This is a genomic window from Bacillus cereus group sp. Bc010 (genome assembly GCF_027716745.1).
Classification (GTDB): Bacteria; Bacillota; Bacilli; order Bacillales; family Bacillaceae_G; genus Bacillus_A; species Bacillus_A pacificus.
Genome location: NZ_JAQFUY010000012.1, coordinates 116,128 through 140,690, shown reverse-complemented (window position 1 = coordinate 140,690; position 24,563 = coordinate 116,128). Strand labels below are relative to the sequence as shown.

The window sequence follows — 24,563 nt, the reverse complement described above, 5'->3', positions numbered from 1 at the left end:
TTCCCCGATAGAATATCGGGAAAAGGCCGTGGCATAATACTCTTTTTATGACTGTCTACTTGACAGGGAGATGACCACTTTATTGCATCTTTTTTTAATGACTTTACCCAATTTTTATATGAGAGACGCCTAAATGATACGGTAATCCTTACATATGGGTTATGAAATTGGGCGGAATTTCTCAGGGACAAAAGGCAGGGAGGAAGGAACGGAAACAGTCTCCATTTCAGGATAACGTAGTCCAGTTAGTTTGCCACCAAATACAGCACCAGTGTCAATATTGACTGTATGATTTACAAAGCGAGGTTCTTTTACGGGTGTATGTCCATATACAACCCAAGCTGTTCCTTTATACTCCTTCGCCCAGTCGCGACGGACAGGAGAGCCGTCAGCATGTTTTTCTCCTGTAATATCGCCGTATAATACAAAGGTTTGTACTTTTTTATCTTGTCTTCCTATGTAATCTTGCCGAATGCCGGCGTGACACACAATTAACCTTTTTTCATCGAGTACATGATATAAAGGGGATTGCTCGTAAAGTGTGATGAATTTTTCTTTTATCATGTTTTGTTGATGAGAAGGCAGTGCTTCATATTCGGCAACAGTTGTTTCGAGTCCATGAGCGATTGTCACATTACGTCCAAGGAAAAATCGGTATAGTTTATTGCAGTGATTTCCCGGAGCGTAATACGCTACTTTTTTATTTATGACAAGCTCCCATACAATTTCAATCATACGTAATGAATGAGGACCGCGATCTGTGATATCGCCAACAAAAGCAAGCTTGCGTTGATCAGGGTGAATCGGCAAGTCACTATTCCAGTTATATCCGAGTTTTTTCGTTAAATCTTGAAACTCTTGGAAGCATCCATGAATATCCCCTATAATGTCATATTTCATATGTAAACCTCCATCATATTTTTCATTAGTATATCTAAAAAAGGATAGAGATAAAAATATACCGTTTTTGTGCTTCAGTTGAACATAAAGATTTTCGTTCTTGAGCGGACGTTCAAAACAAATCCAATCGCTATCATGTATGTGAGTAAGGAGCTTCCTCCGTAGCTCATAAGGGGTAGTGTGATGCCTGTAATAGGTAGTAATCCGATTGTCATCCCGATATTTTGAAATACTTGAAAAGTAAACATGCCGATTGTACCAGCGCAGATGTAACTACCGAAAGGGTCATTACTTTCTATAGCGATATGAATCATGCGGAAAATAAGTAGGAAAAAAAGTGCAATAATGACGCTTGCGCCTAAAAATCCGAATTGCTCAGCGACATTCGTGAAAATAAAATCTGTATGTGGTTCTGGAAAGTATACTTGTCCATTTTCCCAACCTTTTCCTTGCATTTCTCCTGATCCGGTAGCTAAGAAAGCTTGTCTTAATTGATAGCCTTGCGCATCATATTTGTATGGCGCTAACCAGCCGTAGAAGCGATTTAATTGATATTCTTGTAAAATGTGTGCTTTAAAGAATTTTGTATGAGTGAAAAAAATATACGTTAATGTAAAGCCAGCTACAAAGATACCGGAAACTAACCCGAAAATAAAACGCCAACGTATACCAGAAACTAATATCATTGCTGCGAGCATAGCTGAAATTACCATCGTGTTTCCTAAATCAGGTTCCTTTGCAATCAGTAGTAGTGGCGGCAAACTTGTTGCGCATATTTTTCCGAGTAATAGAAAATCGTCGTGTATTGTTCGGTAAAAATATTTCTCATTATGATTAGCTATAATTCGTCCGATGACAATAATTAAAAACAATTTCATAATTTCGGAAGGCTGGAAATTTCCGATGCCTGGGAGCCTGTACCAAGCAGTCGCACCTTTAATTGTAACGGCACCTGGTACTTGAAATTCTAGTCCAATAAGTAGTACCAATGCAAAGCTATATAAATACCAAGCAATTTTTTGATAACGATCGAAATCGATAATCATAATCATACCAATGGCTATGAATCCAATGAAGTACCACTGGATTTGCTTTAATACAAAATTTACATGTTGTAAAAATGGTGGTAAAGAGGCTTGTGCACTTGCAATTGCAAAACAACTAACAATCCCAATGGCAAATAAAATGAATAGCAATACGTAGTCTATTTGATATTGAGAATTTGAATCTTTCAATGTGTGTATTCCTTTCTATCGCCTAGTAAGTATATGGATCATGTCATGATAAAAATAATATACAAGCAGACTATGCATACATTTATTCCACTATTTGTGGGAAGTCATACATCACACGGAAGGAGTAGTGCCTACCGTGTGATGGACTATATGGCACGGAGTTCTTTTGTAATGATATTTAAACAATGGGAGAGACGGGCATGTGTATCGGAAGTTGGAATGAGATCTGGGAATAATCGGTAAAAATTCGTGGCATCATCGTGCCATTCGCAAGCTTTTAACAGACTCGATTTATAATGGGTGCTATCTTGTAAGAAACCATATTTTTTGGAGGTTAAAACGAGATGTGAAAAATCTTCACAGCCTTCAAGGAATTTGTGATGTACTTGCTGTCCCGTATGAAGGCGGAATGAACTTAAGGGCTCCGTTATATACATCGCATCACCTCTTGACAGTAAACTGATCCAAGAGGCCATATCAACACTACAACCATATTTTCTACCATTTAAAGTGCCGAAAGGTTCTGCTAATAGATGTTTTCGAAAGAGTACAGTCGTAGGTTCACCAATAATGTTTTGTCCCAATATAAGCATATGGTTTCCAAAATCTTTCCCGTTTAGTAGAGTATCTTCATCATATAACCTTTTCATGGAGGGATGTTGTTCAATTATTTCTCCATCATCATTAATCCAAGTACGATAAGATGTAATAAGTGCGAGATTTTGATCTAAGTCTTTTTGGAAATAAAACATCATTTTTTCAATTTTACCACTATAAAATATATCATCATCCATTAAGAAATTTATGTACTCTCCATTTGACTGTTTTAAGAGCATAAGTGCGTTATGAAATTGCCCTAGAGTAGTGGTATTTCGAATGTATGTTATATTTTTATGCTTATGTAAATAATGTCGGTATATTAATTTTTCTGTTTCATTATTTGTACTATCGTCTCCTACAATGATTTCAATATTGGAATACGTTTGTGCTAATGCACTTTCTAGAGCAATTTTAAAATAATGTGGTCGATTATAGGTGGGAATAAGGATGGAAACGAGCGGCAGATTTTTTATATTATTCATATACAACTACCTTTCAGAATTTTTTTGTGTAAGAATAATATCTTGATAACTTGTATGCTCAGTTCTGCCACACCATGAGCCATAATGGGGAGGAGTCTGCATTTCTAGTCCATACTTATTTAATAGGGTAAGAATATCTTTCTCAAGATAGGCAACTGCGAAATTCGGAATTTCTTTATTTAGAACATAACAATTGTCAATTTGATGATAAAAACCTAACGTACTTAGACCTGCATTTAAATAATAGGAAGATTCAGGGTTAATTAAAAAGAAAGTGATGAAACATCTCCCATCCTTTTTCAAAACTCGAGAAATTTCACTTAAGTAATGTTCCAATTCTTTCGGAAGGAGGTGGGTAAATATAGACGTTAAAAAAATAAAATCAAATGATTCATCTTCATATGGAAACTTGTATTGGGAAGCATCTTCTTTTCCATCAGGATTATAGAATTGATTATATATATCGACATGTTCAAAATGGAAATTGTTACGGCGTGTTGAAATGTTATTTTTGCACCATGTAATTCCCTTAGTGAATAAGTCAAATCCATAATAAGTACCATCATCGTTTAAATAATCCATTAATGGAACCGCCATCCGGCCGATACCGCAACCTATATCTAACACTGTTTCATTTGGTTTTACATTGCCAATTTCAATAAAATACTGCATAAACTCTTTTCCAACTTCTTCAAAGTCACCACCTACATATTGAACGAGTTCTGGAGGTGGAATTAATGTGGATTTTTTCTCGTTTTCGTTCATACATTCACTCCGTCCTTATAGTAAAGTAGGGGATTTCTATTGTGTATAAGTTCATCAGTTATAGTGAGGGGAACTTTACACGAGTGGTTCTTATGAATAAGTAGTATAAAGTTCCTCTCAAAAAAATAAACTTGTATTCTATTCTTTCCGCCAATAAATACCGAAATCATCAATTTTAGTAATAGGAGCTTGTAAGTTTCTTTCATTTCTGAAATCTGTTACAGCTTCTGCGCATGTTACTAATCCGTAGTCATCAATAATAATAAAGCCACCTGTTGACACTTTATCGTATAAGTTTACAAGACTATCCATCGTTGATTCATACATATCACCATCAAGACGAGCAATTGCAATTTTTTCTACCGGTGCTGAAGGCAATGTATCTTTAAACCAACCCTTTAAAAATTTTACCTGATCATTTAATAAATCATATTTTCTAAAGTTCTCTTGCACTGTTTCTAAAGAAACCCGTAAGTAATCGAATGTGTGCAAGTAATCACCGTAATCTTTTGGGTATTGTTCTAAGTTAGGTGCTGGTAGACCTTCAAACGAATCGGCAACCCACACAGTACGATCCGTAATGTTGTTTGCTTGTAAAAAACCATTCATAAAAATGCATGATCCTCCGCGCCATACACCAGTTTCAATAAAATCACCTTCTATATTTTCACGGACAACAGTTTCCATAGCTTCGTGTAATTGATTCATACGTTTTCGGCCAATCATACTATGTGCTGCTCTTGGCCAATCTTTGCCGCCTTGCCGCTCACTTTTTGAAACGTTAGGGTCAACGATTTTTAAATTGTGATTTTCTACGTACTGCTTAAGAAATAAAGGAAGCGGAACAGTAACTGGTTCATATGATAGCTCTTTAGATATATGTAACGAAGCAGGTAAGTATGGTTCGTATTCTAACCATATTTCAAATAAAATTGTTTTCTTTAATAATTCAAGATAAAGCTGAACAGCTGATTTATTTTCCATATAAGTGCCTCCTGCGGAATGTCATACAACATTATGACTATGTAGAAAAGAAAGATTTAATGATTGAATTTACAAATGAAAAAGCAGTAAGACTAATACCAGTCTTACTGCTAAGTACAAAATTAAGCAATTTTCTCAATAATAATTGATGCACTTGTACCAAGAGCTAGTGATAATCCAATTCCTGTAACAACTGCTTCAACGAGTGATGGTGTTGTCGTAATTTGTGTAATGGCTTGGATAACGATAGGAGCTCCAAGTGAAATTAAACTTGTGCCCGCTCCCGGCACAGTAACCCCATTAACTTGAATTGCAAGACTTCCTAATACACTTACTGCCGCTGTATAAGCAATAACCGTAATTTTATAAAAACCAGTTTCACTAATTACGAAAGTATCGGCATCCATTTGAGAAATTGCCGTACCAAATTGAGATCCAACGGTATTAAATGGTACTGGATCATTAATTCCAAGAGCTACAGAAATTGCAGCTGAGTTAAAGGCATACAATCCTGCTGGCAGTCCTAACCCAGAAGGTCCAGTTGGCCCAGTTGGCCCAGTAGCACCAGTAGCACCAGTTGGTCCAGTCGCGCCAGTAGCACCAGTTGGCCCAGTCGGTCCAGTAGCACCAGTAGCACCAGTAGCACCAGTTGGCCCAGTAGCGCCGGTAGCACCAGTAGCACCAGTCGGCCCAGTCGGCCCAGTCGGTCCAGTTGGTCCAGTTGGTCCAGTTGGTCCAGTCGGCCCAGTCGGTCCAGTTGGTCCAGTCGGTCCAGTTGGTGCAGTCGGCCCAGTCGGCCCAGTCGGTCCAGTCGGTCCAGTCGGTCCAGTCGGCCCAGTCGGAAGGGTAAACGGCGGTATCGGTGGTAATGTTGGTCCTACAAGATTAGGGTCAAATGCACTAGCTGATAAAGATTCATCGGGATTTAATCCATCTGAATAATTATTATTTGACATAAATTCACCTCCATAAAGCGTTCATTATATAGTAGATGCAAAACCGGAAGAAAATGACACGGACATTTGAATTATTGAAAAGAAATCTTAAACTGCTTGTGCAAGTTAAAAAAGTGGAAAGTTTATTGTATGTATAACATATGAATGATTTGGAAGAGGGTGATTATGTTGACCAAGCAAGGAATTACAATTAGTTTATGTATGATTGTTCGAGATGAGGAAGATACAATCGGTCGATGTTTAGACGCAGTAGAAAAAATTGTTGATGAAATTATTATAGTGGATACAGGTTCCATTGATCGGACGAAAGAAATTGTAGCTCAATATACTTCTAACATATATGACTTTCCATGGATTAATGATTTTGCGGCAGCTAGAAATTTTTCTTTTTCGAAAGCAACGCAAGAATATATATTCTGGTTAGATGCTGATGATGTGTTATTAGAAGATGCGCAAGAGGCATTGAACTTATTAAAAAGAGAATTAGATCCTAATGTGGATGCCGTTTCGATGCCATATCATCTTGTAATGGATTCTAACGGGAAACCTTTATATTGTACAAGAAGATATCGACTTGTAAAGCGTGAAAAACAATTTCAATGGTTTGGAAAGGTGCATGAGTATTTAGCTATTTTTGGTGAGATTTTTAATAGTAATGTTGCGATTACGCATAAAAAAGAAAAGAAAGTAACGAATCGTAATTTGAAAATTTTTCAAGATGCTGTAGTAGCTGGGGAAGAATTGAGTCCGAGAGATTTGTTTTATTATGCGAATGAATCTATGGATAATCAAAAATATGATGATGCAGTTTTACTATATGAAACATTTCTTAATCAAGAAGAGGGTTGGTATGAAGAGAAAATTTATGCATGTGGTAAATTAGGAGATTGCTATGCAAAGCTTGGATCATGGGAAAAGGCAATTGAATCTTGCGTGAAGTCGTTTCGATATGATGTTCCAAGAGGAGAGAATTGTACAAGAATAGGATATATATATATGGAACAACAAAAGTATAACGAAGCGATATTTTGGTTTAAACTTGCAACGGAAGTACCAATGGCGACGGAGAGTCCGTTTCATAGTCCGGCGAGCTACACATGGCTTCCTTATTTACAAATGTGTATTTGTTATAGCAAGTTAGGTGAGCAAGATAAAGCTTATTATTACAATGAATTAGCAGCTTCTTATGTTCCGAATAATGCTGCAATTGAATATAACCGCAAATATTTTCGGAGTGTTTTTGATAAACAATATAAATCGTTATAGGTTGCTTTTTTTAGAAATGGCTTATTGGTATTCTAACTCTAATAGATTGGCTATATAGTAAAGTATTGGTTACATCTATAGACGTTAGACGAGATTTATATTTCAAATTCAATTTGCATAAGGAGTGTGTAAAATGAATTCTCCAAAAAATTCTTTATATGAAGAAAAGTCTGGGCATTATTATAATGCAGTGAATCCGAATGTATTAAAACATATAAAAAAGGAATGGAAAGAAGTTCTTGATATCGGTTGTTCGAGTGGTGCACTTGGAGCTGCCATAAAAGAAAATGGCACACGTGTATCTGGAATTGAGGCATTCCCAGAGGCGGCAGAACAAGCAAAAGAAAAACTAGATCATGTTGTTTTAGGCGATATAGAAACAATGGATATGCCGTATGAGGAGGAGCAATTTGATTGCGTTATATTTGGTGACGTATTAGAGCATTTATTTGATCCGTGGGCGGTAATAGAAAAAGTAAAACCGTATATAAAGCAAAATGGTGTGATTTTGGCTAGTATACCGAATGTTTCACACATTTCAGTATTAGCTCCCTTACTTGCTGGAAATTGGACGTATACAGAATATGGTTTATTAGATAAAACACATATTCGTTTCTTTACATTTAATGAAATGCTACGAATGTTTTTAAAAGCAGGCTATTCAATTAGTAAAGTAGATCGTGTATATGTTGATCATAAAATGTATGAACCGCTTATTGAGGAATTATATGGTATTTGTAAAAAATATCGTCTTGGAAGTGGCTTCATGGCTGAGACGGTTGTATTTCAATACATTATTGAAGCAGAAAAATCACAATTATGAGTGCAGCAGATAAAACAATATTATTTGTTACGTGTATAAATGATCGGAAAATGTATGCACAATGTGCACGACATATATTACAATTGCCAGTTCCTCCAGGATACACGATACAGTTTATGCCGATTCGGAATGCGAAAAGTATGACGAGCGGATATAATCAAGCAATTTCGCATCCGGCAAAATATAAAGTGTATATACATCAAGATGTTTTCATTGTAAATGTAGGGTTTTTATACGGATTACTTCAATTGTTTCAAGAACATGAACATCTTGGAATGATTGGTATGGTTGGAGCCCAATATGTTCCTCCAAATGGAATATGGAATGTAGGCAGAGGAGTTGTTGGAAAAGTCATTGGTTATATGAATGATTTATTTTATATGGCAAGTCAAGAAAAGCCGTATCATGACTCAAAAACATTTATGCCTGTAGAATGTATTGACGGTTTATTAATGGCAACACAATACGATATTCCATGGCGGGAAGACTTGTTTGATGGGTTTGACTATTATGATGTGTCTCAATCGTTTGAATTTAGAAAAGCGGGCTATACAGTTGGGGTTCCTGTACAGCGTGATGCGTGGTGCATTCACTATCATATCGATGTGGATATGACCAACTATGAAAAGTATAGAAAGATATTTGTAGAGCACTATATGTCAGATGTAAATCAAGACGAATAGAGGGGCTACAAAATGAAAGATCATACAATATTAGTCGTTGTTTGTATAAATAATGAAGAGCTATTTGAACAATGCGAAAGACAAATAAGAAACCTTTTTGTTCCCCCGGGTTATGTCGTACAAATTTTTCCGATACGAGATGCGAAAAGTATGGCGAGTGCATATAACCGAGCACTTTCATATCCCGCGAAGTATAAGGTTTATATACATCAAGATACTTATCTTATTAATCGAGAGATGCTTTATACACTCATTTCTCTTTTTAAAGATAACGAAAAACTAGGTTTAATTGGAGTAGCTGGTGCTCAGTTTTTACCGAGCAACGGGATATGGTGGGAAGGAAAAAGTTTAGTAGGGAAAGTGATTGAGTACAGGAGACAGAATTATCAATTATTAAATTTAGATCAAGTTTTTTATGGGAATCAACCATTTTTGTCAGTTCAGGCAATCGATGGTTTATTGATGGCCACGCAATATGATATTCCGTGGCGTGAAGACTTATTTCAAGGATTCCACTTTTATGATGTGTCGCAGTCTTTAGAGTTTCAAAAGGCAGGTTATTTAATTGGTATCCCTAATCAAGCAAATGTATGGTGTATTCACTACAACGGGGATGAGTTTGATGCGGATACATATGAGAAGGAGCGGAAAGTGTTTGTAGAACATTACAAAGATATATTATCTCCATTATAAGGGAGAGATGCAGGGTGAAAGGAATTATTTTAGCAGGTGGAACTGGGTCGAGATTATATCCAATAACGAAAGTAACGAATAAACATTTGCTTCCTGTTGGACGTTATCCAATGATTTATCATGCGGTATATAAGCTAAAACAGTGCGAGATTACAGATATTATGATTATTACAGGTAAAGAGCATATGGGAGATGTTGTTAGTTTTTTAGGAAGTGGTCAAGAGTTTGGCGTGTCTTTTACGTATCGTGTACAAGATAAGGCTGGCGGAATTGCGCAAGCATTAGGGCTTTGTGAAGATTTCGTCGGGAAAGATCGTATGGTAGTTATATTAGGAGATAATATCTTTTCTGATGATATTCGTCCGTATGTTGAAGAGTTTGCAAATCAAAAAGAGGGTGCGAAAGTACTGCTGCAATCTGTAGATGATCCGGAGAGATTTGGCGTAGCACATATTCAAAACGACAAAATAATTGAAATTGAAGAAAAGCCGAAAGAGCCGAAAAGTTCCTATGCAGTCACAGGAATTTATTTGTATGATTCGAAAGTCTTTTCTTATATAAAAGAATTAAAACCTTCCGCAAGGGGAGAACTTGAAATTACAGATATTAATAATTGGTATTTAAAACGAGGGGTACTTACTTATAATGAAATGAGCGGTTGGTGGACTGATGCAGGAACTCACATTTCTCTTCAAAGGGCGAATACGTTAGCGCGGGATATAAACTTTGGTAAACAGTTTAACGGAGAATAGGTGAGAATATGAAAGTTATAGAAACAAACTTTACTGACGCAAAATTGTTAGAACCGAGGTTATTTGGAGATGGGCGTGGCTTTTTTACTGAAAGTTATAATAAGAAGGTGCTAGAAACATTAGGGATTACGTATTCATTTGTACAGGATAATGTTTCATATTCAGCGGAAGCGGGAACGATTCGGGGATTACACTTTCAAAAAAATCCGAAAGCACAAACGAAACTTATTCAAGTTATGCAAGGAGCAATCTATGACGTTATCGTCGATTTGCGAAAAGATTCCCCAACATTTAGGCAGTGGAGAGGATATATTTTAAGTGCAGATAATCATCGGCAATTATTAGTACCAAAAGGATTTGCGCACGGTTTTTGTACACTTGTTCCGCATACGATTGTTATGTATAAAGTAGATGAGTATTATAGTGCTGATCATGATTCAGGGGTACTTTGGAGTGATAAAGAATTAGCAATTCCGTGGCCGGTAACAAGTCCTATTTTGTCTGACAAAGATCGAATATTACCATCACTTCAGGAATGTGAAGATAGTTTTTGAGTAGGAGAGTTGTTTATGAATATATTAGTAACAGGTGGAGCAGGATTTATTGGAAGTAATTTTGTGCATTATATGTTACAAAGCTATGAAACATATAAAATTATTAATTTCGATGCATTAACATATAGTGGAAACCTAAATAATGTAAAGTCTATTCAAGATCACCCGAATTACTATTTTGTAAAAGGGGAAATTCAAAATGGAGAGCTACTGGAGCATGTTATTCAGGAACGTGATGTGCAAGTCATTGTCAATTTCGCAGCTGAATCACATGTGGACCGTAGTATTGAAAATCCGATCCCTTTTTATGATACAAATGTAATTGGGACAGTCACTTTATTAGAATTAGTAAAAAAATATCCGCATATTAAACTCGTGCAAGTATCAACGGATGAGGTGTATGGCTCTTTAGGAAAAACAGGGCGATTTGCCGAGGAAACCCCGTTAGCTCCAAATAGTCCATATTCTTCAAGCAAAGCGAGCGCCGATATGATAGCTTTATCTTATTATAAAACATATCAATTACCAGTTATCGTAACACGTTGTTCCAATAACTATGGGCCGTATCAATATCCTGAAAAATTAATTCCGTTAATGGTTACGAATGCGCTCGAAGGAAAAAAATTACCGTTATATGGCGATGGATTAAATGTAAGAGATTGGCTACATGTAACGGATCATTGTCGTGCGATTGACGTTGTTTTGCATAAGGGATGTATAGGAGAAGTATATAATATAGGTGGAAATAATGAAAAAACAAATATAGATGTTGTGGAACAAATTATTACTCTCTTAGGAAAAACGGAAAAGGATATTGAATATGTGACAGATCGTTTAGGACACGACCGCCGTTATGCGATTGATGCAGAGAAAATGAAGAATGAATTTGATTGGGAACCGAAGTATACGTTTGAGCAAGGGTTACAAGAAACGGTGCAATGGTATGAGAAGAATGAGGAATGGTGGAAACCATTAAAAAAGTAAGGGGCATATAAATGAGAGAACGGATTATCATAACAGGAGCAAATGGTCAATTGGGAAAGCAACTACAAGAAGAGTTAAATCCTGAAGAATATGACATATATCCATTTGATAAAAAGTTACTAGATATCACAAATATATCCAAAGTGCAGCAAGTAGTACAAGAAATAAGGCCACATATCATTATTCATTGTGCAGCGTATACGAAGGTTGATCAAGCTGAGAAAGAACGAGATCTTGCTTATAGAATAAATGCAATAGGGGCTCGAAATGTAGCAGTTGCCTCACAATTAGTGGGGGCGAAGTTAGTTTATATTAGTACGGATTATGTATTTCAAGGTGATAGACCGGAAGGGTACGATGAATTTCATAATCCGGCGCCGATAAATATATACGGGGCTTCTAAATATGCGGGAGAGCAGTTCGTCAAAGAGTTACATAATAAATACTTTATCGTTCGTACATCGTGGTTATATGGTAAGTATGGAAATAACTTTGTGAAAACGATGATGCGATTAGGGAAAGAAAGGGAAGAAGTATCTGTTGTAGCGGATCAAATCGGTTCTCCTACGTATGTGGCGGATTTAAATGTAATGATTAATAAGCTCATTCATACTTCTTTATACGGTACGTATCACGTATCCAATAGAGGATCATGTTCTTGGTTTGAATTTGCAAAGAAAATATTTTCGTATGCAAATATGAAAGTGGATGTATTACCGGTTTCAACTGAAGAATTTGGAGCGGCGGCAGCGAGACCAAAATATTCTATTTTCCAACATAACATGCTACGATTAAATGGTTTTTTACAAATGCCTTCTTGGGAAGAAGGATTAGAGCGTTTTTTTATAGAAACAAAAAGTCATTAACAATTTTAAGTTAATGACTTTTTTGTTTGCCTTTAAGAGGTTTTATGTTACTATAATTATAGTATCAGGTACTAATAACAAGTATAAGTATTTCTGGGAGGATATATCATGGAACTATTACAAGGGAAAACATTTGTTGTTATGGGCGTTGCGAACCAAAGAAGTATTGCATGGGGAATTGCTCGCTCTTTGCATAATGCAGGTGCAAAATTAATCTTCACATATGCAGGAGAACGTTTAGAGAGAAACGTTCGTGAATTAGCGGATACATTAGAAGGACAAGAATCACTTGTATTACCTTGTGATGTAACAAATGATGAAGAGCTTACCGCTTGTTTTGAAACAATCAAGCAAGAAGTTGGTATAATTCACGGTGTTGCCCACTGTATTGCTTTTGCAAATCGTGACGACTTAAAAGGTGAATTTGTAGATACTTCTCGCGACGGATTTTTACTTGCACAAAATATTAGTGCATTCTCCTTAACAGCTGTAGCAAGAGAAGCGAAGAAAGTAATGACAGAAGGCGGAAATATTTTAACGTTAACATATCTTGGCGGCGAGCGCGTTGTGAAAAACTATAACGTTATGGGCGTTGCAAAAGCTTCATTAGAAGCGAGCGTGAAATATTTAGCGAACGATTTAGGTCAACATGGCATTCGCGTTAACGCTATTTCTGCAGGTCCAATTCGTACGTTATCTGCAAAAGGTGTAGGCGACTTTAACTCAATCTTAAGAGAAATTGAGGAGCGCGCACCACTTCGTCGTACAACAACTCCAGAAGAAGTTGGGGATACAGCAGTATTCTTATTCAGTGATTTAGCACGCGGCGTAACAGGAGAAAACATTCACGTTGATTCAGGGTATCATATCTTAGGATAATTATAATATGAACTGTTAAAGGACAATCTCTACATGTTGAGATTGTCCTTTTTATTTGTTCTTGGAAAGAACGATTTTTAACGAAAGTTCTTACCATGTGATGAATATAACTATAATAGTACACAATTTATTCAGCTACGTATGGAAGTGGGAGGGACGAGTGTGAAGAATAAAAATAAAAGTTCAACAGTTGGAAAACCGTTGTTATATATTGCGCAAGTAAGTTTGGAACTTGCTGCACCGAAAATAAAAAGAATTATTTTAACAAACTTTGAAAATGAGGATCAAAAAGAGGAAAGTAATAGAAACGAAAATGTTGTAAGTAGTGCGGTGGAAGAGGTAATAGAAGAACAAGAAGAGCAACAAGTAGAAGAGAAAATAGAAGAAGAGGAACAAGAACAGAAAGAACCAGTGAGAACTGTCCCGTATAATAAATCATTTAAGGATATGAATAATGAAGAGAAAATTCATTTTTTATTAAATCGCCCTCATTACATTCCGAAAGTAAGGTGCAGAATAAAAACAGCTACAGTCTCATATGTTGGATCAATCATATCGTATCGTAATGGAATTGTAGCGATTATGCCGCCAAATAGTATGCGAGATATTAAGTTGTCTATAGATGATATCCAGTCGATTAGTATGGCCGGCTTTTAAATATGTAAAGGTGGTAGAAATCTTCTACCACCCCAATAGTTTTTTAGTTTACTTCACTTATTAGATAGAAACGTCGCGTAAGCATTGGATAGCACAGAAACAGCTTAAATCAACAGTAATGCAAGTAGATGTCGATACTAATCTTGCATTTGGTACAGCTAAAAACGTACAAATCGGATCATCACCAGGTGGTACAGGAGAACCGTCACCTAATACAACAGTTAATACACGTAGTACAGCACAGCTATCATCATCTACACTTTCCACACGGAAAATTGGAGATTGGCAGCTAGAAAGGCTTGCAGATGGTGCAAATGCTTCAAATGGTGTTCCAGCTTTTGTGTATAAAATAAAAGGGCGTGTATTTGCTACTGATGCAGTGTTGTGAGCACCTAAAAATGGGATTTCACAACCAGACCCACACGTTGTAGTAGAACAATCTTGTAGTTCATTGATGAATTTTACAACGTCAACTACACAATGAGAAGAGCTATGGTGTTTATTTTCGTTACAACTCATTAATGTCACTCCTTATCTTCTTGTTTGTATTTACATTAATAAGATATTGGAGTCGAGGAGATTTGGTCACAATCTCAAGACCTTTTTTTTAAATAGGCGAAAGAAGATAAGGGAAGGTGGAATCATGCTGTTTACAAGTTGGCTTTTATTTTTTATTTTCGCGTTAGCGGCATTTAGGCTCACCCGTTTAATTGTTTATGATAAAATTACAGCTTTTTTGCGAAGACCGTTTATTGACGAATTAGAGATTACGGAGCCGGATGGAAGTGTATCAACTTTTACAAAAGTAAAAGGTAAAGGATTAAGAAAGTGGATTGGCGAATTATTAAGCTGTTATTGGTGTACAGGGGTATGGGTTAGTGCTTTTTTATTAGTGTTATATAATTGGATCCCTATCGTTGCAGAACCGTTACTTGCGTTATTAGCTATTGCAGGAGCAGCAGCAATCATTGAAACGATTACAGGATACTTTATGGGAGAATAATATATTTTCATAATACGAGAAAAAGCGGAGTTTAAAAGAATGAGGGAACGGAAATAAAGAGTTGTTCATATAGTAAATAGACAGAATTGACAGTAGAGGAGATGTTTGCTGTGAGCAATAATCCAAGGCAAAATTCATATGACCTGCAGCAATGGTATAACATACAGCAACAGCACCATGCACAACAACAGGCATATCAAGAACAATTGCAACAACAAGGATTTGTGAAGAAAAAAGGATGCAATTGTGGGAAAAAGAAGAATACAATAAAACACTATGAAGAATGAAACACTCATGCTACTGTGAGTGTTTTTTATTAGACATAAAAAGCGGTATTTCAAAGGTGAAATACCGCTTTTTACTAGCTAATTTGTGCAACTGTTAATGCTGCAGCACGGATGTCTACCGTTCCAATTAACTGGACTGGTACAATTTGAATTAAGTCACCAGGGTTTAAGTTAATAAGAATAACACCACTGGATACGTCTACTTCACCAGTACCAATAACGTTAGAACGAACCGCTGTACCTGATCCAGGAATAATGTTAGCCGGTGTACCTAATGATAAGAAGAAACGACCAGCTTCTGGTGCAGTAGGTACATTATCAAGACTAATTGTTAATGTATAACTGATTTGATAAATACCAGCTCGTAGAATTCGAATGCCATCTCCGACACTTACTGTATCATTTATTACAGGAACAGGAATATTTGGGTTTGGACTTACGCTAGGTAATAGTAGTGGTGTAAATAATGAAGCGAACTGAGGTGCAGACGCGTTGAAAGCAAAACCGAAGGCAGGTAGTGTACTAGCTGGTTTCGCCTCACAATCGATTTTTGTAAATTCGCAATCAGAAGAGAACATGTTTTTCACTCCTTTATCTGTTTCTACTTTCAGTTAATGAAAAGGACAGGTTCTATGTTCTAGACAAGTTCCCAATTTTAAGAAATTTACATAATAATACTCGTTAAGCATGGATTGGGTGGCAGATAATTCTGCCACCCAATCCATGCTTAACTCATTATTTAGTTTTAAATCGTAACATCACGTAAGCATTGAATAGCGCAGAAGCAACTTAAATCAACAGTAAGACAAGTGTTGGTCGATATTAATCTTGCATTTGGTACAGCCAAAAACGTACAGATTGGATCGTCACCAGGTGGCACAGGAGAAGTATCACCTAATACTACAGTTAATACACGCAATACAGCGCAATCATCATCATCTATACTCTCGACACGGAAAATTGGAGATTGGCAGCTAGAAAGGCTTGCAGATGGCGCGAATGCTTCAAATGGTGTTCCGGCTTTTGTGTATAAAATAAAAGGACGTGTATTTGCTACTGATGCGCTATTATGTGCTCCTAAAAAGGGTACTTCACAACCAGATCCGCATGTTGTCGTTGCACATTCTTGTAGTTCATGTATAAAACGAACGACATTAGATACACAGTTGAAATCAAAATCATGTTGATGATCTTCGTTACAATTGCAGCTCATTATGTTCACTCCTTCTCGTGAGTTCTGACATACACTATTACAATATGAGTGGGATATGGTTGATATTACGTTAATTCTTATGATAAAAAGAGGGAATTTATATAGGAGGGATGTACATATTGCAATATAAAAAAAGACATCCTTATTTCGTGGATGTCTTTTCAGGTAAATCTTTTCGCACAGTATACAAAAAGCGAGATATATCTAATTTTTTTCCTCTAAAAAATTGCGGAGAGGAAATGTACAATTCTTCTTTCGCACGTGTAATTGCGACATAAAGTAGTCGGCGTTCTTCTTCTAAAGCTTCAGAAGTCTCTGTAACACGATCATTTGCATCTTTTAAAGAAGAAGTATGGGGCAGAATACCATCGCTCGCTCCGAGTAAAAAGACACATGGAAATTCAAGGCCTTTTGCGTTATGAATAGACATAAGTGAAACAGCATCTTTTTGTGGCATTGTTTTTAATGCTTCCATTTCTTTTTGACCTTGAATGGCTTCATCAATAAATTGTAAATAAGCTGGAATATCAGTGAAGCGATTTGCCGACTCCATTAATTCTTCTAACATTTCTTCTTGTATATCTTTATGCATCGTAAAGGAAGAACGATCGTTACTTTGTAAGTACTCTAAATACTTTCCTTTACCATGAATAATTTCTTTTAATGCTTTTTTCGGTTCTAATTCTTTTATAAATTTAATAAAATCGATACGCTCATTTACCTTTTTCACTTGAAAAGGTTTTAAGCTCGGATTTAATAATAAGAAATGAAGAAGAGAAGGGAAACGACCTTCGCCATATTTCCATTGTTCACGTTCAATAAATGAAATACAATCATCACGCCCGATATACATCGTTGGCAATATGTTTGAAAGTGATTCTAATCGAAACGGTTCAATTACGAGTCGTAAATGATCCAATACAGGCTTAATTAACGAATGTTCATAAAATGACTGACTCGCACCGTGCTTAATAAACGGGATTTTATGAATGGTAAGCTGATCCAGTAACGAACGGCTTACAGAATGTGTGCGATACAGCAAACAAAAATCTTTATAATTTCGTTCACCACTATCTACTTTTTCTTGAATGAGCTGCAAAATTTGATTTGCTTCATCAAGAGTTGTAGCCGGTCTTGCATAAAAAGGTTGTACACCTTCTTCACGAACAGAATATAGCTCTTTATCAAACCGTTCTTGATTTAGTTTGATAACTTCATTTCCAAGTCCGACAATAAAAGGATTGGATCGATAATTCGTATTAAGGGCGATAATCGTAGTGTTATCAAATTCTTTTGGAAAAGATAAAATAATTTGGTGACTTGCCCCTCGCCAACCGTATATAGCTTGATCGTCATCACCTGCGATAAATAAATTATTTCTTGGCGAAGCTAACAATTTTACAATTTCATATTGAGCATACGATGTATCTTGGAACTCATCTACTTCAATATAGTGGAAACGTTGTTGTAATTGGGTAAGCAAAGGAGCGTTATTTTCTAACATATAATATGTTTCTAATAAGATGTCATCGAAATCGATATAATTATATCGTTGTTTCACTTCTTCAAAACGCTCGTATACTTCTTTAAATTCTTGTTCAACGGGTGTTTTTGCTTTTACATCTTTCGGACGATTTAATTTGTTTTTCTCAAGTGAAATCATCGCGAGCATCGTTTCAGCATCATAATCGTCTTTTAAACGCAATTCTTTTAAAATTTTCTTTATCATAATTTGTTTATGTTTTTCGTTTGCTAAAATTTGCTGATTATATCCTTGACTACGAAGTAATTTTAAAAAGACAGAGTGGAACGTACCAGCAACAACATAGCTACTTGCGGCATGATTCATGCCTGGTAAATTCGCTACACGATTTCGAATTTCTTCAGCCGCTTTTTGTGTAAATGTAAGCAATAAAATATTTCGCGGATGAACTTGTTTTACATTTACTAAATAGCCGACGCGAGTCGTTAAAACAGATGTTTTCCCGCTTCCGGCACCAGCCAGTGTAAGAACAGGGCCTTCTGTCGTTCGTACGGCTTCTAATTGTTTTTCGTTTAAAAATACATTTTGCTGTTCGAGAGCGCGAAAATACGCTGCATCTGCATCTTCTTCCATAATTAAATGGGTAGATGTTTTTGGAATATGATATGTTGCACGTGGAATATCAGCGTGCGTTAATGATTTTTGTGAAAATTTTTCTTGTGTCATATATTCACCTTCAAAACTATAGCATCAACATTTAACTTTAGCGGAAGAAAAAGAAAATAGCAATGTAAAAAACAGGAGGGGATACCTCCTGTTTTCAAATTACAATTCTTTTATCATAACGATGTGAGGAATATTTGCTTCCATAAATACATCAGAATTCGTTACATATCCAAGTTTCTTATAGAAATCTTCGGCATGTGTTTGAGCATGCAGCTTCAATTTTGGTAGCGAGTTTTCCTTCGCATATGCTTCAAGTGCATCCATAACAATTTTTCCAATGCCTTTTTTACGATGGGAAGCTAGTACGCAAATGCGTTCCATTTTTCCTATTCCATCAATGGTGCGAAAACGTCCAGCACCAACGGGAACATCATTATCATATATAACAACGTGTATGGAAGTTTCTTCAAACTCATCATACTCTTCTTCGGCAGAAACTTGCTGTTCCTTCACAAATACTTGCTTACGTACAGAGAATGCATCTCTTAGTTGTTCGTCCGTTTGTACGATCTGTGCATGCAAATTAGTTGTTCCCCTTTCCTAGGCGGAATGTTTCGTGTACAGTCCATGTTCCGTTTTCTAATTGATATAGAAGGTGGAAGCGGTCAATTGGTTGTTCGTAATAGAAATCTTTCATACGTAATCGACCTAGTACATCAGCATGCTCTGCATCTGATAAGCCTTGTCCAATTGTTAAATGAGGTACAAAAGCGTATTCGCGTTCTTGTGTAAAGAATCCGCTATGCATTTCCTCATTTAAGAAAGTAAGTTCAGGTGTTTTTTCTACTTTAAAATAAATAACATTATTAACAGGTGCGAATGAACCAACTTTTCCAACATGAAGGGTGAAAGGGTTCGTTTTACTTGCGATTGTATGTAACTCGTTTACAATCGATTCTAATTGTTCATCTTGCGTCTCAAAGGGTGTTTTCAATGTAATATGTGGCGGAACTAATGCGTAGTGCGGATCATAACGTTTACGCAATCCGTTCGCTTTATCTTGAATCATTTTAGATGGAAAAATTACAATGCCTAATTTCATGTTCCAATTCCTCCCTTTGTAAGTCTAGTTAGATTTTGAGAAAATACCTCTCTTACTCTATTATATCAAATTATTCTGAATACTGCTCTCTATTATTTCATTGATAGCATATGAGAGAAAGCTTTCGGTAAATCAGTTTGCCAATATTTCCACGTATGATTACCTTCAAATTCCTCGTAATGTGTAATGAAATTTCTATCTGTCAGAAGCGTATTAAGCTCACGGTTCGGCCCTACGAAATCAGATACTTGTCCATCCGTGCGCTTTACAGCTGTTTCTTCTGTTCCAATGACGTGATAAAGTTCTAGCGCCTCCGGATTTTTGAATTCTTTTGCTAAATTCATCACTGTTTCATCCACAAATGGTGATTGCATAACAACTTTACCGAATGTATGCGGATACATAAGTGCGGTCATAAAGGAAACTGTTCCGCCAAGAGAATCACCAATTAGCACACGACCTTTTCCCATTTGGTACGTTGGATAATTTTCATCGATATATGGTGCAAGTTCATGAGCAAGGAAACGAATATACGCAGCGTTTTTTACTTCGTTTGGGAAATATTTTTCTTTACGATCGTGTACATTTTTATATGGAATACCGACAATAATTGTACGGTCAATTTCTTCAGTTTCACGAAGGCGCTCAATTACACGGTGTGCTTTACCAAGCTGAAAATAATCTCTTCCATCTTGTGCAATGACCACTGTATGTTTGTGCAGCGGTGTGTAATTTACCGGTAAGTAAACGAGAAGTGTAACATCTTCTTGAAGTGATGCACTATAAAATGAAATCTCTTCAATTCTCCCAATTGTTTGATTCATGTAGATCCCCCTAAATAAAAATTTACTGTAATGATTGTAAGAGCGACGCTTGTAGTGAAAAAGAAAGAAATATTCACTAATAGGTGCTTTCGTTTCTATTTTACCATAATGGTACGAAGAATCTAAAAAATTAGTATTTAAGTTAGGGAAGAAAACGGATATAATGAAGTGGGATTTTTGACAGGTGAGAGGGGAGACGGAATTTGAAACAAGAAAGGTCAATCGCACTACCATTAGCTATTTCCATTATAGCCATTTCATTCGCAGCAGTTTTTGTAAAGATGTCCTCGGCACCATCTTCCATATTAAGTATGTATCGATTATGGATTATCGTACTTCTTATGCTGCCTATTGTTTGGAAAAAACGGGAAGAGTTTAGTAAGATTCAAATAAAAGATTGGGGATTTTTAATTGGGTCTGGATTCTTTTTAGCACTTCATTTTCTTTTATGGTTTGAATCTTTAAAGCATACAACAGTTGCGAGTTCGACGATTATATTAGCACTTCAGCCGATCGTATCTTTAGTTGGAGGTTTTTTCTTATTTAAAGAAAGAACAACATACTCAGCCATTGCGACAATGGCAATTGCGATATTAGGTGTAGTGTGTATTGGTTGGGGAGATTTAGGACTAAGTGAACAAGCAATTTATGGCGATATATTATCTTTTTTAAGTGTAATAGCAGTTGTCGGTTATTTATTTATCGGCCAAACGACAGTAAAGAAAGTATCACACTGGATTTACAGCTTTACAGTTTTTGCATTCGCAGGTATTTTTATGGGGATTTATAATATAACATTGCAAGTGCCTTTTACAGGTTATACAAAGTGGGATTGGACCATTTTTCTTTTACTTGCGGTCGTGCCGACAGTGTCGCACGTCATTAATAACTGGCTATTAAACTACGTAAATGCAACAACAATTTCAATGAGTATTTTAGGTGAACCAGTTGGAGCGTCAATACTAGCGTTCTTCTTACTTGGGGAAAGATTAAATGCTATGCAAATAATCGGTAGCATACTCGTATTGTTTGGTGTATCTGTTTTCTTATTGCAGCAACAAAAACGAACAGCAAAAAATGTCGTAAACGAGCCTGTTTATACACAGGAATTATAATGTTAAGAGAGAAAAGAGAAGTTGTGATACTTCTCTTTTTGTTTTATAGAAATACGGGCGTAGAAGGGGGAGGGAAATGGAGTTTCTATCAAAAAAAGATGCATGGTTATATCCAATTTTTTTCGTTGTCATTGGAGCGTGTTTTGCTCCAATATTTGCAGGAAGAGAATATTTTCTTTTGTTTTTCACAATCCCATTAGCTATCTTATTGATGTGGAGTTGGTTTTCAACAAAATATATTGTTGGAGAAGAAACAATTACTATTAGATCCGGTTTCGTGAAAAAGCGCATATTGATACGAGATATAAAACAAATTTCAAATACGAAAAATCCAGTAGCAGCCTATGCATTGTCACTTGATCGACTTGAAATTGTTTACGATACACATCAAACAGAAATTATTTCTCCTAAAGATAAAGAGCAATTTATCAATCTTGTTACAAGTAAAAATCTACACATTGAAATAAAGTAAAAGAGTGGCTTCATAGCCACTCTTTTACTTTGGGTTTGTCATATAAGGTTGTACATGAATGATACATAGGTCCCTGAATTTTCCTTCAGCAGTTGTAACAATTACGACTGCTCTACCTGCACTTTTTCCAGTAATCGTTACTGTATCACCTTTTGGATACAGTGTGATAACATCAGCATTCATATTTGTCCAAATAAGTTCTTGATTCGTTGCTTGCACTGGCAAAACAGAAGCTGATAACTCAGTGCTTTGTCCCGTTCTTACTTTTAACTTATTTTTTTCCATATGAACACCAATGACTGGAATAACAGAAGGAGCAATTGAAATTTTGGGTGGATTAGGTTGTATGTTCAAACAAGACGCAGAAGTATTTGTGATAGGTGAAAATTTTCGTGTTTGTTGTTGCTGGAAAGCTGCTAACATGTTGGAGTCCCCTTTCTGTATAAGTGCTGATAGTACTACTATAAAGGAGTAGTGTTACGTTTAATTTAATGAAACATAAAGAAATTGTTAAATTCGAGCAGAAGATTGTCGAACTTTGAGAAAAAGAAAACTCTGCTGATACGATAACAGCAGAGCTTTTTCTTTATAGATTATGACTATGTTGCTTTTCAAAAGTCTCAAAGTGCTCTTCAACTTCTTTTGAAGATTGTGTTAGTAAACTAACAATTACGATTACTAGTAAACTAATAGTAAAACCAGGAATCATTTCATATAAGAATTCTTTTAAGAATTTGAATTGCGTCCAAATAATAACAGTAGCGGCACCAGAAATCATACCAGCAAGTGCGCCCCACTTCGTCATACGTTTCCAATATAAGCTTAATAAAATAGCAGGTCCGAATGAAGAGCCAAATCCAGCCCAAGCGTATCCAACAAGAGCTAAAATCGTATCATTTTGTTTAAACGCTAATGCACACCCAACTAGTGCAATAACAAGAACAGCCATACGGCCGACAAATACAAGCTCTTTATCAGAAGCAGAACGTTTAAAGAAAGTACGATATAAGTCTTCCGTTACAGCACTAGAAGTAACGAGTAACTGAGATGAAATTGTACTCATAATCGCTGCTAAAATAGCTGCTAATAAAAATCCAGTAATAAGCGGGTGGAATAAAATTTTCCCCAGTTCAAGGAAAATTGTCTCTGGATTGGATAGCTTTAATCCTTTGTCTGAGTAGTATGCAATACCGATAAGACCAGTAAACATAGCTCCAACAACAGAGAAAATCATCCAGCTCATACCAATTCGTCGCGCACTTTTAATTTCTTTTACAGAAGAAATTGCCATAAAGCGTACGATAATATGAGGTTGTCCAACATAACCAAGGCCCCATGCGAATAATGAAATAATACCTAATACAGAAGTACCTTTAAAAATATCTAATAATGTTGGATCAATTGATTTAATTGTGCTAAATGCTGGACCAAGTCCATTTACATTCATAATTGTAACAGTAGGAACAAGAATAAGAGCAATTACCATAATGATTCCTTGCACGAAGTCTGTCCAACTTACTGCTAAGAAACCACCAAATAATGTGTAAGCAACAACAACGCCAGCTACAATGAATAATCCAACGTGGTAGTTCATACCAAATGAATTTTCAAATAATACAGCACCTGAAACGAGTCCTGAAGCTACATAAAAAGTAAAGAAAATCATAATAACAAGTCCAGATACTAAGCGTAGCATATGGGATTTGTCGTGGAAACGGTGTTCCAAAAATTCTGGGATAGTAATAGAGTTGTTTGCAATTTCAGAGTAGGTACGTAAGCGAGGAGCGACATATAGCCAGTTTGCGTATGCGCCTAATGTCAGGCCGATCGCAATCCAACTACTACTTAATCCAACGCTAAACATTGCACCGGGTAATCCCATTAAAAGCCAACCACTCATATCGGATGCTCCAGCACTTAATGCTGTTACTGCGGGGCCTAGTGTACGCCCGCCAAGCATATAATCTGTTAAGTTGGACGTTCGTTTATAGGCGAAATAGCCAATGACTAACATCCCGAGCATGTAAATAGAGATAGAAGTTAAAGTTAACATCTGCGTACTCATGTAGTTCCCCTTCCTTTTGTCATATCTTTTGATGCGTTATGCATATTTATAATCTATCATGATTATTCTGAAAAATCCATACAGAAATGTAAGCGTTTTTTGACATCATTTTACTTTTTTAATATATAATATTCATACAAAAAACCTTATTTTTAATAGAGTATTTATTATATTTACATAAAAAGAGGTTGTTTTGTCAATATAATATTGAAAGGAGAGAAAAATAAAATTTTTTAAAAAGTATTGACTTATGA

Annotated in this window: 29 protein-coding genes; 14 read left to right on the top strand and 15 right to left on the bottom strand. The window is 36.1% G+C overall.

Translation table 11 applies throughout. The features are described 5' to 3' along the window. Positions 1-159: 159 nt before the first annotated feature. The 6 genes from prpE to PDQ68_RS15535 all read right to left on the bottom strand — a co-directional run bounded on the left by prpE (position 160) and on the right by PDQ68_RS15535 (position 5,922). The gene (prpE, locus tag PDQ68_RS15560) at positions 160-900 is read right to left on the bottom strand and encodes a bis(5'-nucleosyl)-tetraphosphatase PrpE (RefSeq protein ID WP_000872682.1); all 741 of its coding nucleotides are present in this window, start codon (positions 898-900) and stop codon (positions 160-162) included. 74 nt (positions 901-974) lie between these two features. Continuing rightward, positions 975-2,135: an FtsW/RodA/SpoVE family cell cycle protein gene (locus tag PDQ68_RS15555; protein ID WP_000655328.1), complete on the bottom strand. Its 1,161-nt coding sequence runs from the start codon at positions 2,133-2,135 to the stop codon at positions 975-977. A 146-nt stretch (positions 2,136-2,281) separates the two neighbouring features. Next, positions 2,282-3,217: a glycosyltransferase family 2 protein gene (locus PDQ68_RS15550; RefSeq protein ID WP_016716873.1), complete on the bottom strand. Its 936-nt coding sequence runs from the start codon at positions 3,215-3,217 to the stop codon at positions 2,282-2,284. 6 nt (positions 3,218-3,223) lie between these two features. Further along, positions 3,224-3,982 carry a class I SAM-dependent methyltransferase gene (locus tag PDQ68_RS15545; protein WP_016716874.1) on the bottom strand — a complete coding sequence of 253 codons (759 nt, stop codon included), beginning with the start codon at positions 3,980-3,982 and terminating at the stop codon, positions 3,224-3,226. A gap of 138 nt (positions 3,983-4,120) precedes the next feature. After that, positions 4,121-4,966, bottom strand: a complete 846-nt coding sequence (locus tag PDQ68_RS15540) for a TylF/MycF family methyltransferase (RefSeq protein ID WP_061183201.1) — start codon at positions 4,964-4,966, stop codon at positions 4,121-4,123. Between the two features lie 122 nt (positions 4,967-5,088). Then, positions 5,089-5,922, bottom strand: a complete 834-nt coding sequence (locus PDQ68_RS15535) for a BclA C-terminal domain-containing protein (RefSeq protein WP_270786885.1) — start codon at positions 5,920-5,922, stop codon at positions 5,089-5,091. Between the two features lie 165 nt (positions 5,923-6,087). On the opposite strand from PDQ68_RS15535, the gene PDQ68_RS15530 reads away from it, so the two are divergent. From PDQ68_RS15530 to PDQ68_RS15485, 10 genes are all read left to right on the top strand, one after another. Further along, the gene (locus PDQ68_RS15530) at positions 6,088-7,188 is read left to right on the top strand and encodes a glycosyltransferase (RefSeq protein ID WP_061183199.1); all 1,101 of its coding nucleotides are present in this window, start codon (positions 6,088-6,090) and stop codon (positions 7,186-7,188) included. Between the two features lie 133 nt (positions 7,189-7,321). Beyond that, positions 7,322-8,011, top strand: a complete 690-nt coding sequence (locus tag PDQ68_RS15525; RefSeq protein WP_016716878.1) for a class I SAM-dependent methyltransferase — start codon at positions 7,322-7,324, stop codon at positions 8,009-8,011. Then, on the top strand, positions 8,008-8,694 hold the full coding sequence (locus PDQ68_RS15520) for a glycosyltransferase family protein (RefSeq protein WP_001271197.1): 687 nt from the start codon (positions 8,008-8,010) through the stop codon (positions 8,692-8,694). The genes PDQ68_RS15525 and PDQ68_RS15520 overlap by 4 nt, the downstream gene beginning before the upstream one ends. 12 nt (positions 8,695-8,706) lie before the next feature. After that, entirely contained in the window at positions 8,707-9,387 is a 681-nt protein-coding gene (locus PDQ68_RS15515) for a glycosyltransferase family protein (protein ID WP_270786884.1), read from the top strand. 14 nt (positions 9,388-9,401) lie between these two features. Continuing rightward, positions 9,402-10,139, top strand: coding sequence for a sugar phosphate nucleotidyltransferase (locus tag PDQ68_RS15510; RefSeq protein WP_016716880.1), 738 nt, complete (start codon positions 9,402-9,404; stop codon positions 10,137-10,139). Between the two features lie 8 nt (positions 10,140-10,147). Then, entirely contained in the window at positions 10,148-10,693 is a 546-nt protein-coding gene (gene rfbC, locus PDQ68_RS15505) for a dTDP-4-dehydrorhamnose 3,5-epimerase (protein ID WP_061183197.1), read from the top strand. Between the two features lie 15 nt (positions 10,694-10,708). Beyond that, positions 10,709-11,677, top strand: a complete 969-nt coding sequence (rfbB, locus tag PDQ68_RS15500) for a dTDP-glucose 4,6-dehydratase (RefSeq protein ID WP_061183196.1) — start codon at positions 10,709-10,711, stop codon at positions 11,675-11,677. Positions 11,678-11,688: 11 nt separating this feature from the next. Beyond that, complete coding sequence (rfbD, locus tag PDQ68_RS15495) at positions 11,689-12,543, top strand: dTDP-4-dehydrorhamnose reductase (protein ID WP_061183195.1); 855 nt, start codon at positions 11,689-11,691, stop codon at positions 12,541-12,543. A gap of 108 nt (positions 12,544-12,651) precedes the next feature. After that, complete coding sequence (gene fabI / locus PDQ68_RS15490) at positions 12,652-13,422, top strand: enoyl-ACP reductase FabI (protein ID WP_061183194.1); 771 nt, start codon at positions 12,652-12,654, stop codon at positions 13,420-13,422. A 141-nt stretch (positions 13,423-13,563) separates the two neighbouring features. Next, positions 13,564-14,079, top strand: coding sequence for a spore coat CotO family protein (locus PDQ68_RS15485; RefSeq protein WP_073530301.1), 516 nt, complete (start codon positions 13,564-13,566; stop codon positions 14,077-14,079). A 60-nt stretch (positions 14,080-14,139) separates the two neighbouring features. Here PDQ68_RS15485 and exsY read toward each other — a convergent pair whose 3' ends face one another. Further along, the gene (exsY, locus tag PDQ68_RS15480) at positions 14,140-14,598 is read right to left on the bottom strand and encodes an exosporium assembly protein ExsY (protein ID WP_016716885.1); all 459 of its coding nucleotides are present in this window, start codon (positions 14,596-14,598) and stop codon (positions 14,140-14,142) included. 124 nt (positions 14,599-14,722) lie between these two features. Here exsY and PDQ68_RS15475 point away from each other — a divergent pair, with 124 nt between their 5' ends. Both PDQ68_RS15475 and PDQ68_RS15470 read left to right on the top strand, forming a co-directional pair. Continuing rightward, on the top strand, positions 14,723-15,082 hold the full coding sequence (locus tag PDQ68_RS15475; protein ID WP_000899662.1) for a DUF1360 domain-containing protein: 360 nt from the start codon (positions 14,723-14,725) through the stop codon (positions 15,080-15,082). Between the two features lie 101 nt (positions 15,083-15,183). Next, positions 15,184-15,369 (top strand): hypothetical protein, encoded by a 186-nt coding sequence (locus PDQ68_RS15470; protein WP_003266501.1) that lies wholly within the window; start codon positions 15,184-15,186, stop codon positions 15,367-15,369. A gap of 74 nt (positions 15,370-15,443) precedes the next feature. On the opposite strand, the gene exsF is transcribed toward PDQ68_RS15470, so the two are convergent. From exsF to PDQ68_RS15440, 6 genes are all read right to left on the bottom strand, one after another. After that, positions 15,444-15,947: an exosporium protein ExsF gene (gene exsF / locus PDQ68_RS15465; RefSeq protein WP_061183192.1), complete on the bottom strand. Its 504-nt coding sequence runs from the start codon at positions 15,945-15,947 to the stop codon at positions 15,444-15,446. A gap of 167 nt (positions 15,948-16,114) precedes the next feature. Continuing rightward, positions 16,115-16,582: a spore coat protein CotY gene (gene cotY, locus PDQ68_RS15460; protein WP_001277715.1), complete on the bottom strand. Its 468-nt coding sequence runs from the start codon at positions 16,580-16,582 to the stop codon at positions 16,115-16,117. Between the two features lie 142 nt (positions 16,583-16,724). Continuing rightward, a complete protein-coding gene (locus tag PDQ68_RS15455; RefSeq protein ID WP_000191176.1) occupies positions 16,725-18,791 on the bottom strand; it encodes an ATP-dependent helicase in 2,067 nt (688 codons plus the stop codon). Positions 18,792-18,890: 99 nt separating this feature from the next. Then, positions 18,891-19,313, bottom strand: coding sequence for a GNAT family N-acetyltransferase (locus PDQ68_RS15450; RefSeq protein WP_000543274.1), 423 nt, complete (start codon positions 19,311-19,313; stop codon positions 18,891-18,893). A gap of 1 nt (position 19,314) precedes the next feature. Next, positions 19,315-19,833 carry a YjcG family protein gene (locus PDQ68_RS15445; protein WP_000765876.1) on the bottom strand — a complete coding sequence of 173 codons (519 nt, stop codon included), beginning with the start codon at positions 19,831-19,833 and terminating at the stop codon, positions 19,315-19,317. A gap of 92 nt (positions 19,834-19,925) precedes the next feature. Further along, a complete protein-coding gene (locus PDQ68_RS15440; RefSeq protein ID WP_016716887.1) occupies positions 19,926-20,657 on the bottom strand; it encodes an alpha/beta hydrolase in 732 nt (243 codons plus the stop codon). Positions 20,658-20,860: 203 nt separating this feature from the next. Here PDQ68_RS15440 and PDQ68_RS15435 point away from each other — a divergent pair, with 203 nt between their 5' ends. Together PDQ68_RS15435 and PDQ68_RS15430 are read left to right on the top strand one after the other, a co-directional pair. Continuing rightward, complete coding sequence (locus tag PDQ68_RS15435; RefSeq protein WP_061183191.1) at positions 20,861-21,772, top strand: DMT family transporter; 912 nt, start codon at positions 20,861-20,863, stop codon at positions 21,770-21,772. Positions 21,773-21,848: 76 nt separating this feature from the next. Continuing rightward, positions 21,849-22,244 carry a PH domain-containing protein gene (locus tag PDQ68_RS15430; RefSeq protein ID WP_061183190.1) on the top strand — a complete coding sequence of 132 codons (396 nt, stop codon included), beginning with the start codon at positions 21,849-21,851 and terminating at the stop codon, positions 22,242-22,244. Between the two features lie 24 nt (positions 22,245-22,268). On the opposite strand, the gene PDQ68_RS15425 is transcribed toward PDQ68_RS15430, so the two are convergent. Both PDQ68_RS15425 and putP read right to left on the bottom strand, forming a co-directional pair. Continuing rightward, positions 22,269-22,667: an Ig-like domain-containing protein gene (locus tag PDQ68_RS15425; RefSeq protein WP_061183189.1), complete on the bottom strand. Its 399-nt coding sequence runs from the start codon at positions 22,665-22,667 to the stop codon at positions 22,269-22,271. Between the two features lie 163 nt (positions 22,668-22,830). Next, positions 22,831-24,309 (bottom strand): sodium/proline symporter PutP, encoded by a 1,479-nt coding sequence (gene putP / locus PDQ68_RS15420; RefSeq protein WP_061183188.1) that lies wholly within the window; start codon positions 24,307-24,309, stop codon positions 22,831-22,833. Positions 24,310-24,563 lie beyond the last annotated feature (254 nt).

Excerpts from the sequence above, each read along its gene's own strand:
- putP (WP_061183188.1), bottom strand. The coding sequence starts at position 24,309 with ATGAGTACGCAGATGTTAACTTTAACTTCTATCTCTATTTACATGCTC.
- fabI (WP_061183194.1), top strand. The coding sequence starts at position 12,652 with ATGGAACTATTACAAGGGAAAACATTTGTTGTTATGGGCGTTGCGAAC.
- PDQ68_RS15535 (WP_270786885.1), bottom strand. The coding sequence starts at position 5,922 with ATGTCAAATAATAATTATTCAGATGGATTAAATCCCGATGAATCTTTA.
- PDQ68_RS15425 (WP_061183189.1), bottom strand. The coding sequence starts at position 22,667 with ATGTTAGCAGCTTTCCAGCAACAACAAACACGAAAATTTTCACCTATC.
- PDQ68_RS15525 (WP_016716878.1), top strand. The coding sequence starts at position 7,322 with ATGAATTCTCCAAAAAATTCTTTATATGAAGAAAAGTCTGGGCATTAT.
- rfbC (WP_061183197.1), top strand. The coding sequence starts at position 10,148 with ATGAAAGTTATAGAAACAAACTTTACTGACGCAAAATTGTTAGAACCG.
- exsF (WP_061183192.1), bottom strand. The coding sequence starts at position 15,947 with ATGTTCTCTTCTGATTGCGAATTTACAAAAATCGATTGTGAGGCGAAA.
- PDQ68_RS15545 (WP_016716874.1), bottom strand. The coding sequence starts at position 3,982 with ATGAACGAAAACGAGAAAAAATCCACATTAATTCCACCTCCAGAACTC.
- PDQ68_RS15540 (WP_061183201.1), bottom strand. The coding sequence starts at position 4,966 with ATGGAAAATAAATCAGCTGTTCAGCTTTATCTTGAATTATTAAAGAAA.
- PDQ68_RS15430 (WP_061183190.1), top strand. The coding sequence starts at position 21,849 with ATGGAGTTTCTATCAAAAAAAGATGCATGGTTATATCCAATTTTTTTC.
- prpE (WP_000872682.1), bottom strand. The coding sequence starts at position 900 with ATGAAATATGACATTATAGGGGATATTCATGGATGCTTCCAAGAGTTT.
- rfbD (WP_061183195.1), top strand. The coding sequence starts at position 11,689 with ATGAGAGAACGGATTATCATAACAGGAGCAAATGGTCAATTGGGAAAG.
- PDQ68_RS15515 (WP_270786884.1), top strand. The coding sequence starts at position 8,707 with ATGAAAGATCATACAATATTAGTCGTTGTTTGTATAAATAATGAAGAG.
- PDQ68_RS15550 (WP_016716873.1), bottom strand. The coding sequence starts at position 3,217 with ATGAATAATATAAAAAATCTGCCGCTCGTTTCCATCCTTATTCCCACC.
- PDQ68_RS15440 (WP_016716887.1), bottom strand. The coding sequence starts at position 20,657 with ATGAATCAAACAATTGGGAGAATTGAAGAGATTTCATTTTATAGTGCA.
- PDQ68_RS15530 (WP_061183199.1), top strand. The coding sequence starts at position 6,088 with ATGTTGACCAAGCAAGGAATTACAATTAGTTTATGTATGATTGTTCGA.
- PDQ68_RS15485 (WP_073530301.1), top strand. The coding sequence starts at position 13,564 with ATGGAAGTGGGAGGGACGAGTGTGAAGAATAAAAATAAAAGTTCAACA.
- PDQ68_RS15520 (WP_001271197.1), top strand. The coding sequence starts at position 8,008 with ATGAGTGCAGCAGATAAAACAATATTATTTGTTACGTGTATAAATGAT.
- PDQ68_RS15455 (WP_000191176.1), bottom strand. The coding sequence starts at position 18,791 with ATGACACAAGAAAAATTTTCACAAAAATCATTAACGCACGCTGATATT.
- PDQ68_RS15445 (WP_000765876.1), bottom strand. The coding sequence starts at position 19,833 with ATGAAATTAGGCATTGTAATTTTTCCATCTAAAATGATTCAAGATAAA.
- PDQ68_RS15470 (WP_003266501.1), top strand. The coding sequence starts at position 15,184 with ATGTTTGCTGTGAGCAATAATCCAAGGCAAAATTCATATGACCTGCAG.
- PDQ68_RS15475 (WP_000899662.1), top strand. The coding sequence starts at position 14,723 with ATGCTGTTTACAAGTTGGCTTTTATTTTTTATTTTCGCGTTAGCGGCA.
- rfbB (WP_061183196.1), top strand. The coding sequence starts at position 10,709 with ATGAATATATTAGTAACAGGTGGAGCAGGATTTATTGGAAGTAATTTT.
- exsY (WP_016716885.1), bottom strand. The coding sequence starts at position 14,598 with ATGAGTTGTAACGAAAATAAACACCATAGCTCTTCTCATTGTGTAGTT.
- cotY (WP_001277715.1), bottom strand. The coding sequence starts at position 16,582 with ATGAGCTGCAATTGTAACGAAGATCATCAACATGATTTTGATTTCAAC.